This window comes from Daejeonella sp. (genome assembly GCF_044342615.1).
In the GTDB taxonomy this organism is placed as follows: domain Bacteria; phylum Bacteroidota; class Bacteroidia; order Sphingobacteriales; family Sphingobacteriaceae; genus Daejeonella.
This window is the reverse complement of sequence record NZ_JBIIPN010000021.1, coordinates 17,799-28,307: the sequence shown is the minus strand read 5'-3', so window position 1 is coordinate 28,307 and position 10,509 is coordinate 17,799. Positions and strand designations below refer to the sequence as shown.

At 35.7% G+C, this 10,509-nt stretch carries 10 protein-coding genes; 8 read left to right on the top strand and 2 right to left on the bottom strand.

Annotation, left to right across the window (positions count from 1 at the left end):
- The 6 genes from ACIQ0D_RS03425 to ACIQ0D_RS03400 all read left to right on the top strand — a co-directional run.
- Positions 1-710 (top strand): hypothetical protein (locus tag ACIQ0D_RS03425; protein ID WP_395803113.1); only part of this gene is annotated, 710 nt, incomplete at its 5' end.
- A gap of 74 nt (positions 711-784) precedes the next feature.
- The gene (locus tag ACIQ0D_RS03420; RefSeq protein ID WP_395803111.1) at positions 785-3,073 is read left to right on the top strand and encodes a c-type cytochrome; all 2,289 of its coding nucleotides are present in this window, start codon (positions 785-787) and stop codon (positions 3,071-3,073) included.
- Positions 3,074-3,160: 87 nt separating this feature from the next.
- Positions 3,161-3,328, top strand: a complete 168-nt coding sequence (locus ACIQ0D_RS03415) for a hypothetical protein (protein ID WP_395803110.1) — start codon at positions 3,161-3,163, stop codon at positions 3,326-3,328.
- A gap of 142 nt (positions 3,329-3,470) precedes the next feature.
- Entirely contained in the window at positions 3,471-3,773 is a 303-nt protein-coding gene (locus ACIQ0D_RS03410; RefSeq protein ID WP_395803108.1) for a nucleotidyltransferase family protein, read from the top strand.
- On the top strand, positions 3,763-4,098 hold the full coding sequence (locus ACIQ0D_RS03405) for a DUF86 domain-containing protein (protein ID WP_395803107.1): 336 nt from the start codon (positions 3,763-3,765) through the stop codon (positions 4,096-4,098). The genes ACIQ0D_RS03410 and ACIQ0D_RS03405 overlap by 11 nt, the downstream gene beginning before the upstream one ends.
- 24 nt (positions 4,099-4,122) lie before the next feature.
- Positions 4,123-5,028: a sugar transferase gene (locus ACIQ0D_RS03400; RefSeq protein ID WP_395803105.1), complete on the top strand. Its 906-nt coding sequence runs from the start codon at positions 4,123-4,125 to the stop codon at positions 5,026-5,028.
- On the opposite strand, the gene ACIQ0D_RS03395 is transcribed toward ACIQ0D_RS03400, so the two are convergent.
- Positions 5,025-5,777 (bottom strand): class I SAM-dependent methyltransferase, encoded by a 753-nt coding sequence (locus ACIQ0D_RS03395; protein WP_395803103.1) that lies wholly within the window; start codon positions 5,775-5,777, stop codon positions 5,025-5,027. The two genes, ACIQ0D_RS03400 and ACIQ0D_RS03395, sit on opposite strands and share 4 nt — an antisense overlap.
- A gap of 110 nt (positions 5,778-5,887) precedes the next feature.
- Between ACIQ0D_RS03395 and ACIQ0D_RS03390 the strand changes: the two genes are divergently transcribed.
- Both ACIQ0D_RS03390 and ACIQ0D_RS03385 read left to right on the top strand, forming a co-directional pair.
- Positions 5,888-7,156 (top strand): glycosyltransferase, encoded by a 1,269-nt coding sequence (locus tag ACIQ0D_RS03390; protein ID WP_395803101.1) that lies wholly within the window; start codon positions 5,888-5,890, stop codon positions 7,154-7,156.
- Positions 7,149-7,901: a glycosyltransferase family 2 protein gene (locus tag ACIQ0D_RS03385; protein ID WP_395803099.1), complete on the top strand. Its 753-nt coding sequence runs from the start codon at positions 7,149-7,151 to the stop codon at positions 7,899-7,901. Before ACIQ0D_RS03390 ends, ACIQ0D_RS03385 begins: the two co-directional genes overlap by 8 nt.
- A 57-nt stretch (positions 7,902-7,958) precedes the next feature.
- Here the strand turns inward: ACIQ0D_RS03385 and ACIQ0D_RS03380 are convergent, their stop codons facing one another.
- The gene (locus ACIQ0D_RS03380) at positions 7,959-10,442 is read right to left on the bottom strand and encodes a YfhO family protein (RefSeq protein WP_395803097.1); all 2,484 of its coding nucleotides are present in this window, start codon (positions 10,440-10,442) and stop codon (positions 7,959-7,961) included.
- Positions 10,443-10,509 lie beyond the last annotated feature (67 nt).

Genomic DNA, 10,509 nt, shown 5'->3' with positions numbered 1-10,509 from the left:
AATCAGGGAATAATAATGCTGAAATCATTATTTTTAATTTCACTCATTCAAAAAATTATAAAACGTTGAAAAGAACGGAATCTTATACTAGTTTATTAAATCCCGCAAGAATAAAAACCTTGCTTTCTTTCGGTATTAAGGGCTATTTATCCCAAATTGGTTGGTTTAAAGCTTTTGAAACCAAATCGGCCATAGGTGCTGATGGCGAACCTATTCCATGGGTTACTTATTCCTTCATAGACTTTATTTCAGATCGTATTCAAAAAGATCATTCTGTTTTTGAATTTGGTTCTGGAAATTCAACATTGTACTATGCAAAGCGTGCTAAGAAAGTGGTCTCTGTGGAGCATGATGAGGACTGGTTTGCTAAAATATCATCTTCCAAAGCGGCAAATTCAGAAATGATATTTTGTGAGTTAGAGAAGGCTGGAAAATACAGCAAAATGCCCGCTAGCATGGATGAGAAATTTGATATTATTATTGTGGATGGCCGTGATCGTGTAAATTGTTGCCTCGAATCTTTATCTGCTTTGAGCGATAGAGGAGTGGTGGTTTTAGACGATTCAGAGCGTGAACATTATGCTGAAGCAATCAAATTCTTTAAAAACAATGGCTTTAAGGAGCTTTCATTTAGCGGAATTTCACCGGGACTATTTTATCTTAAATCAACATCGGTATTTTATAAAGGTTCTAATTGCTTGGGTATTTAATTAATGGTTTCTAAATGATTATTTTTTTAAATTTTCATGCAAATTTTAAAATAAAGGAATAAAGCTATATCGCTATGAAGGCCATACTTTTTTCAATTCCATTACTAATCGTTTTTTTTCTTCATTTAATTTCTGTAGGGAGGATCAATGATCTGTCTTTTAGTAATTCTTCTTTTGATACTGTTGGGCTTAAGGATGAGTTTTTAAAATCGCCGGTACTTTCTGCGGAAGAATCAATTAAAAGAATGATCTTGGAAGATGGCTTTAAAATTGAAATTGTTGCTGATGAGCCTCTTTTAAGTTCACCTGTTGCCATGCTTTTTGATGAGAAGGGCCGCATCTGGGTTGTTGAAATGGAAAATTATATGCCTGATACCTTGGGTACAGGTGAGGATTTACCGACTGGTAAAATCGTGATTTTAAGCGATAAAAATGGCGATGGCAGGATGGATGATAGAAAGGTTTTTCTCGACTCTCTCGTTTTACCTCGTGCCTTCAGTTTCTATGAGAATGGTATTTTGGTTGCAGAATCACCAAACTTATGGTTCTATGAAATTTCAAATGATAAACCAGTGTCTAAAGTTTTGGTTGATGCTAAGTATGCCGAAGGCGGAAATGTAGAACATCAGCCTAATGGTTTGTTAAGAGCATTAGATAATTGGATTTACAGTGCAAAATCAGGAAAGCGTTATCGTAAGCATAATGGGAAATGGCTCATTGAAAGGACACATTTTAGAGGGCAATGGGGCATTTCGCAAGATGATTATGGACGACTTTTTTATAATAATAATTCAGAAAATCTTCAAGGCGATTATTTTAACCCGGGATTAGGTGCTACCAATGAAAATCAACCGCGATTGGCAGGTTTTTCAGAAAGTATCATTAAAAACAACCGTGTTTTTCCAATCCGTCAGACGCCAGGTGTGAATAGGGCTTACATGGAGGGTATTTTAGATGATAGCCTTAAATTGCTAAATTTTACTGCTGCCTGCGGACCAGTAATTTTCAATTCTAAACTATTTGGAGATTCATATTACGGCAATGCATTTGTTGCAGAACCTGCAGGAAACCTCATAAAACGCAATATTTTATCGAATTCCGGTTATGTTGTAAATGGGAAACTAGCCTATTCAGATCGTGAATTTTTAGCAAGTACAGATGAAAGATTCAGACCAGTAAACTTGAGTCTTGGTCCTGATGGTGCCCTTTATATCGTAGATATGTATCGCGGAATTATTCAGCATAAGACCTACTTAACGCCTTACCTTAAAAGACAAATTAAGGCAAGGGATTTATCTAATCCGCTGAATTTCGGTCGTATTTATAAAATAGTCCCGAAGGAATTAAAGCGCTCTAAATCAGTTAAATATATTGATGATAAGCGCTTGGTTCAGCAATTTGAAAGCTCAAATGGCTGGCTTAGAAATAAAGCTCAACAATTAATTGTGGATTCAAAAAATAAGCAATTTGAAAAGCCACTTAGAGATTTGATTAAATCTAGTGAAAATCCTCTTGCTTTAATCCACTCTTTTTGGGCGCTAGAAGGACTTGCTCTTCTCAAAAAAGAGGATGTCATTGCTTTGCTTAAACATAGCGATTGGGCAATTCGCATGCAGGCCTTGGGCTTAGTCCCGTCAGTAATCAACAAAGAGTATTACAAGGAATTTTTGGCTGTTTTCAGATCAATGCTTGTCCAAAATGATGCCTTATCTGCACCTTATATTGGATTTTTAAATGCATTTATTGCTAAATATGATCCCTTAGATGCAAGACAGCTTTTAATAGATTTAGCTAAAAAATATCCTAATAATAGTTTTACGGCCGATGCGGTGATTAGCAATTTGGCCAAAAAGGAAGCCGAATTTCAAAAAGAGCTTGCTGCAGATACAAGTACCGTAATTAGCAAGCGTTTGAAAAAAGTAATTGATGACCTATCCAAGAAAAGTGAATCTACGGTTGATGTTGCTAAGGAATATCCCAAAGGCTCGTCTCTGTTTCGTTCAATCTGTCAAACATGCCATGGTGCTGATGGTAATGGTATTAATGGCTTGGCACCTCCTTTAAATAAGTCGGATTGGGTTACAGGGGATAAAAGCAGATTAATAAAAGTTATACTTTATGGCTTAGCCGGACCAATAAAAATTGGAGATAAAGTGTATAAGTCGCCAGAAATTAGCGGTGAAATGCCCGGTATTGCGTCCAACACTAGTTTTTCGGATGAAGATATCGCACAAGTAGCTAATTATATTAGAAACTCTTGGTCGAATAAGGCGGATAAGGTTACGAAAGAATCGGTTAGTGAAATACGTGGGAAATATAAGGGGAGAGAGAAGGCTTTTACGGAGGTGGAGTTGAATCAGTAAATTTGTTATTTGATTTTATATGATAAATCAATTTTCTAAAAATTTAAACTAGTAATTGTATATATAATAAAATAATAATTTTTCAAGATGACTAATAAGCCACAAAATTCATTTAATTCAGAAGAATTAGATTGTTGTAATCAGTTGCCAAGGAGAGGAATTATTACGGAAAAGCTAGTTGCTGAATCTCAAATAGTTAGTGAAGAATCTATAAAAGTGTTAAGAGAATTTGAAGAGATTGAAGAAGATAATTGATAACCAGATTAAATATAAAAGGAAATCCACTTTTTTACCGCTTGATAAAAGAATATTAAAAGAGTTTTGATTCAGACGAATAGTTTGCGGCTTTGATTTGTTTATTATGAATTTAAATTAAGCTTTTTAGCTATATTTGATTATGAAGATTGAGGAATCTAAAATTGAGCAAATTAAAGAGCTTTGTGAAGAAAACAAAGTTAAATCACTTTATGCTTTTGGTTCCGTAACACGTGATGATTTTAATGAACTATCCGATATAGACCTAGTTGTAGATTTTGAGGAAAAAGACCCATTTAGATATACTGACCTTTATTTTAATCTAAAGTCTAAACTAGAAATTTTGCTTAAGCGACAAGTTGATTTGCTTGAAGAAAGAGCGATTAAAAACCCTATTTTCAGACAAGAGTTGGAAGATAACAAGGTTAAAATCTATGGATATTAAAATTAAATCCTGGTTATTAGACATTCAGCAAAGCATTGATGAAATTTTTGAATTTGTAGGGAAAGAACAAGATTTTTATACTTACAAAAGCGACTTGAAAACTAAAAAAGCTGTTGAGAGGAATCTTGAAATCATCGGTGAAGCTGTTAATAGAATATTAAAAATTGATAATAGTTTTCCAATTGACGAGGCAAAAAATATTATCGGCACTCGAAATCGAATCATACATAGCTATGACAATATTTCAGATGAGTTAATCTGGACGATTGTTGTTAGAGAGCTACCCAAACTAAAATTACAGGTTTACGTATTATTAAACGGCTAACATTCACGAGCCATAACAATAACCATGCAAAATTTTGCTCCAATAGCACTTTTCGTTTATAATCGTCCGGAACATACTCGGCGTACGATTAAGTTTTTGCAGCAAAATTTAATGGCTGAAGAATCAAGGCTTTATATTTTTTCTGATGCGGCTAAAGACACTACTAATCAATCACTTGTAGCTGAAGTAAGGGATTTTATTCGCCAGGTTGATGGTTTTAAGCATGTTGAAATTATTGAGCGTAAATCTAATATGGGACTTGCCAATTCGATTATTGATGGTGTGAGTCGCTTGGTAAAAGAGTATGGTAAGATCATTGTATTTGAAGATGATTTGATTAGCTCCATGTACACCTTGCAATATTTTAACGATGCTCTAAATCGTTATCAGAATGAAGATACGGTGATGCATATTGGTGCTTATATGTATCCTTTGAAGGAAGAAAATTTACCTGATACCTTCTTTTATCGTGCGGCTACGAGTTGGGGTTGGGCAACTTGGGATCGCGCATGGAAGCATTTTGAGCATGATATTGATTTGATAATTAGCCGCTTTGATCAAGAAAAGAAACATCAATTTTCTATTGAGGGCACCATGAACTTTTGGAAGCAAATTCAAGAATTCAAAAGTGGTAAGAATAATTCATGGGCAATTCGGTGGTATGCATCTATATTTTTAAGGGGTGGACTCACCTTAAATCCATCCAAATCGCTCATTAATAATATTGGGCATGATGGTACGGGTATTCATTCGGGTATGAATGATATTTACCATGTGATTATAAATCCGCAAGCAATAAAAACTTTTCCTGAAAAAATCGAAGAAAATGTTTTGGTATATCAATCCATCAAAAATTTCCTCAAAAACCGTAAGGGAAGCTTCTGGCAAAGAATAATTCGCTTTGCTAAAGAGAAAATTAAGGGAATTTAATGCTTCCTTTTAGCCTCTAAAAGAATGTAGGGCGATAAACCTCTCGATTCAAATGGGAATATTTTAGTGAATACTTTTCCGATATACCAAATGGATTTTATGAAGGCTTTTGTGAGGATAGATTTTTGATCTTTATTTTCAAGCCATACGCTGTATTTTCCTATGTATGAGGATTTTATAACATTTAAGCCTAATTCTTCCATGAATTTCTTCAGCAAGTTTGGATCCATACATTCGATGTGGTGTTTGTCATAATTTTCTCGATCGAAGGTTTTTTGAACCCAGCCATTTACCCCTCTAAAATTTGGTAAAGTAATAAAAAGGGTTCCATCTGGATTTAAAAAATCCAAGTGTCTAGCAATGATATCTTTGGTATCCTTAAAATGTTCGATTAATCCGCAAGAAAGCACCAAATCGTATTTTTCTGTTGCTTTAAATTGAAATAAATCGGCTTCAATAAGCTTGATGTCATGTTCTTTTAAATTATTTTTCTCTAGAACATTTTTTAGGATCCCAGGATGAATAAAATAGTCGAATAAGGTGCTTTCAACCTTTAAGTATTTTTTTAGGAAAATGGAGTAATAACCTGGAAAACCACCTAATTCTATGGCAGTTTTGCTTTTATCTCTAAAAACGACTTCTTCCAAATATTGATGAAAAAGATAGTTTTTATCTATAGAAATAGCTAGATCGGGCTTTGATTCCCAATAGCTAGTCCAGAATGTACGGTCGGTTAATTGATTCTCCATGTGATAACAAAGAAAACAAAAAGATTAGACATGCACATAAATTTAGTCGGGAAATATGTTTGAGTTCCGATTATTCTGACAATTAGCATTATGAATTGTATTTTTGGGTAGTGAAAATCATTCATTTAAATACATACGCTGGAAACGGGGGTGCAGGTAGGGCTTGCATGCGACTAAACAAGGCTTTAAAAGCTGAGGGCGTGGAGTCTGTATTAGCTGTAAATTTTTTATTTAGGGATAACCCCGAGGTAGAAAATCTGTCTAAAGGATTTTTCTCGAAGTGGTTTTCTGCGGCTGGAATTATTTTGGAACGAATGACTGCCAAATTGTTCAGTAAAAATGTACCCATTCCTTTTTCATTCCCTATTTGGGGAAAGGATATTTCTGGAAATAAATTATTGAAATCGGCAGATATTATACACCTACATTGGATAAATCATGCTTTTTTGCGTCCGGAGGATATTGCGCGATTAGCTAATTTAAATAAGCCCATTGTGTGGACTTTCCACGACAGTAATGCCTTTACCGGTGGTTGTCATGTGCGATACGATTGCGATCATTTTATGAAAGAATGTGGTGATTGCCCTGTTTTAAAATATTCAGGGGTAGATGACAGCTCACATCGTATCTGGAAAAGGAAGTTGAAGGCTTATAGTAAGTTAAATTTAAACATTATTGCCCCTAGTAAGTGGATGGCCGAATCGGTTAAAAAGAGTAGTCTATTGGCTTCGGCAGATCTTGTGAATATTCCTAATACGCTCGATACTGCTGTGTTTAAGCCAAGCGAGAAATTGGAGGCCCGTAAAAAATTAGGATTAAATCCCGATAAATTTCTTTTAATGAGTGGTTTTATGCCATCCCGTAAGGATTTACATAAAGGCACAACTTATTTGAAGGAGGCGATTGAACTTTTTATAAATAATCATAAAATCTCACCTGATTCTATTGAATTGATTGTTTTTGGGAATCGAGATGAAAAGAATGTACCTGCATTCCCAATCCAAGCCACCTTTCTTGGGACAATCTCTGATGATGAACAATTGGCCTTATGTTACAGTGCAGCTGATGCCTTTTTAGCACCTTCTTTGGAGGATAATTTACCTAATACGGTCATGGAAAGTCTCGCATGCGGTACTCCTGTTATTGCATTTACTACCGGTGGTATTCCCGATATGGTAAGCCATAAATACAATGGTTATTTGGCCGAATATAAATCTTCGCCTGATTTGGCAGCAGGCATTTTCTGGCTTTATAAGGAGGCGAATAGGCCTGAATTGAATGTTCATGCCCGACAAACAGTTGAAGCGCATTTTTCGGAGCAAATTATTGCCCAAAAGCACATTGAATTATATAAATCTTTGTTAGATAAGCATGTTTAAGCCTAAGTTAAGCGTAATTACGATAGTTTATAATAATGTTCGCGACATTGAGCGCACGGTGCTTTCAGTGCTCAATCAAAGCTATTCAAATATTGAATATTTGGTGATTGATGGTGCCTCGAATGATGGTACCATTGATATCTTGAGGCAATATGAATCTCGTATTTCTAAGCTTGTTTCTGAAAAGGATAAAGGTATTTATGATGCCATGAACAAAGGTTTGGCCTTGGCTACAGGTGATTATGTTTTGTTTATGAATTCGGGAGATGAGATTTATGCTTCAAATACGGTTGAAAGAATATTTGCTAGTGGTGACGATGCTGATATTTATTACGGTGAGACAGAAATGTTTGATGATGCTTGGCAAAGCTTAGGTCAGAGGAGGCATAAAGCGCCTGAAGCTTTTACTTGGAATGATTTTAAATATGGGATGAGTATTAGTCACCAGGCTATTTACATCCGTAAATCCCTCACTGAGCCTTACGATTTAACTTATAAACTGAGTTCTGACATCGATTGGATATTGAAAGCAGCGAAAAGGGCAAAGAAAATTGTTAATGTGAAGGCTGTTGTTGCTAAATATCTTGTTGGGGGCATGTCAAAGAAGAAACACCGACAGAGTTTGGTAGAGCGTTTCTCGATTTTTGTGAAGCATTACGGCTTAATTCCTACTATTTTTAACCATTTGGTTATTGCCTTTAATTTGGTTTTCTATTATTTGAGGCATAGGCGTACGAATGACTAGGCGTGTCTATGCTTGACATGGGCGGGGGTGAACCCCCGCCACGACAGAATAAATTAATTAAGCTTTTACTTCCTCTTTTCTCTTCACTTCCAAAAATATCGCATAACCTAATGAAAGCACTAAAAGTATTGAAGCGATTAAAGAAATGATTTCTCCGGTATAGTAGGATGTAGGTTCAAACTTAAATTCTAGCTTATGATTACCACTTGGCAATTGCGCAGCACGTAAAATATAATCTGCACGGAAATGAGCTATCTTTTCTCCATCTACATAAGCATTCCAGCCTTTATCGTACCAAATTTCTGAGAATACTGCTAAAGCATCACGACCGATTGAATATTCATAAGTCATGTGATCAGGGTGATAATTTGTTAATCTAATGAAGCCATTAGCATCAAAACCAGTTTTCTTTGCATCAATAAGCGGCTTAAATTTCTCATCTACAACCATCACCTTTTTAGGGTCGAAGCTGCTGATTGCTATCATTTCTTCATCTGCATTTTTTACGTATTCTACTTGCTGTACAAACCAAGCGTGTCCTGCTGCAGTTGAGCGATTAATCATGGTTTGTTTATCTCCACTCTGATTGGTAGTGATTAAGTACTTGGTATTTAGCATGTCTAGAACATCCTCATTGATTGCTCCATTAAACTGTTTGTCTAATACCTCTTGAAAACGCTTTAATTTAGCTGCATGGTAACCGCCAATATTCTTGTGGAAGTAAGAAGGAATTGAGTTTGAGAATGGATTTCCTTGGGTAAGATCAAATACTCTGTAATAAGATTGATCTCTCATAATCAGTTGATCCACATCTCTAGCTTGTGTTTGCTGCGCTAATACATTTTCATCAACAAATTTCTCATTATTTAAGTAGCGTTTATCGATATTCCAGAGGTCGAATAAAACGATTGCCGCCAAAGCAACAAATACAATCTGTGGATTCAATTTTTTCTTGATAAGCATCCAGATTAGTCCCGCACCTAACAAAACAAATATCAACGAACGGAAAGCGTCTGCTCTTGCTAAGCTAATTCTATCCTGAACTAAAGCATTTGTGATAGCATCGGCAAAGCCCTTATCGCCATTGGTTATCTGCATTAAGCGCTCGGTGAAAAATCCATCATTTTGAGATTTGAAGCTTAGAAATGCATCAGGTAATACCATCAAAATTAGCAAGATACCACCGCTAATTGCTAGACTATAAACCAAGCTTTTCTGTAATTTCTGTGGAGTCTCGTTTTGAGTGCTAGCCTCTTTTACAGCTAAAATCGCTAAAACTGGGACTAAGAAGGCAACAATTACCAAAATCGACTCAACAGCTCTAAATTTATTGTAGAGTGGGAAGTAGTTAAAGAATAAATCTGAAAGAAATGGTAAATGTCTTCCAAAAGAAAGTAAAAGACATAAAATGCTCGCACTTAAAATCCACCACTTAATTCTGTTTTTTACGATGAAAAGTCCTAGAATAAAAAGGAAACAGATACTTGCTCCAAAATACCAAGGACCAGAAGTAAATTGTTTATCGCCCCAATAGGTGCTTAACCCTACGGAAGATAATTGCTGAATAGCGGGTACAATTTGCTCTGCTGGAATACCTTTTGAAGATAAAACTTTTGCTACTTCCGATTTTTCATCAAGGTTTGCACCCGAAGCACCACCATAAATATTTGGAGCTAAAAATGTAAGGCTCTCACCTACACCTTGACTCCACTGATAGGCATAATCTCGATCTAATCCATTGCTTGGTGCCGCCTTATCGCTTGTTAAATTTGATTTGCCACGGATGGTTTCTGTGCTGTATTCGTAGGTTGTCCATAGCATGCCCGCATTTACAGCTACAGCAAGCAAAGATGCTACTAATAGGTAGCTAAATGATTTAATAAAATCCTTAGTTTCTTTATTTTTTAGGGCATGATACAATTCAATTCCCACATAAATTAGTAGGGCGATGAACAAATAATAAGTCATCTGAATATGATTTGTTCTAATTTCAACTGCTAAAAACAGAGCAGTTAAAACAGCCCCCAAGAGGTATTTTTTTCTAAAAGTGAGGATGATACCCGCTAAAATTGGTGGGAAAAATGCGATAGCCATGGCTTTATTGCTATGACCTGCATCAATAATTTGAAAATTATAGGATGAAAATGCAAATGCTATAGCACCAGCAGCAGCTAGCCATGGATTAATTCTGAGCACGCAGAATAATAAATAAGCGCCTAAAAGGTATAAAAGAACAGTATCAATAGGATTCGGGAAAACGGTCTTAAAAAACGAAATAACATAAGTTGTTACGTTATTTGGATACTGAACCCAGATTTGGTAAGCTGGCATACCTCCAAACATCGAATTAGTCCAGAGCGGACCTTTCCCATCCTTTGCTTTATAATCCATGATCTCTTTTTGCATGCCCTTGGCCATGAGGACGTCACTTTGATATAAGGATTTACCTTGTAAGGCGGGACTGAAATACACAAAGCATAGCGCGATAAATATTCCTATAATGGCTAGATGTACACCATTGTTTTTAAACCAGTTATTCATTCTGCATAAATTAGTTGAATGTCAAAAATAGAAAAAAGCTCAAACCTGCAATGCTTGTAATTGAGCT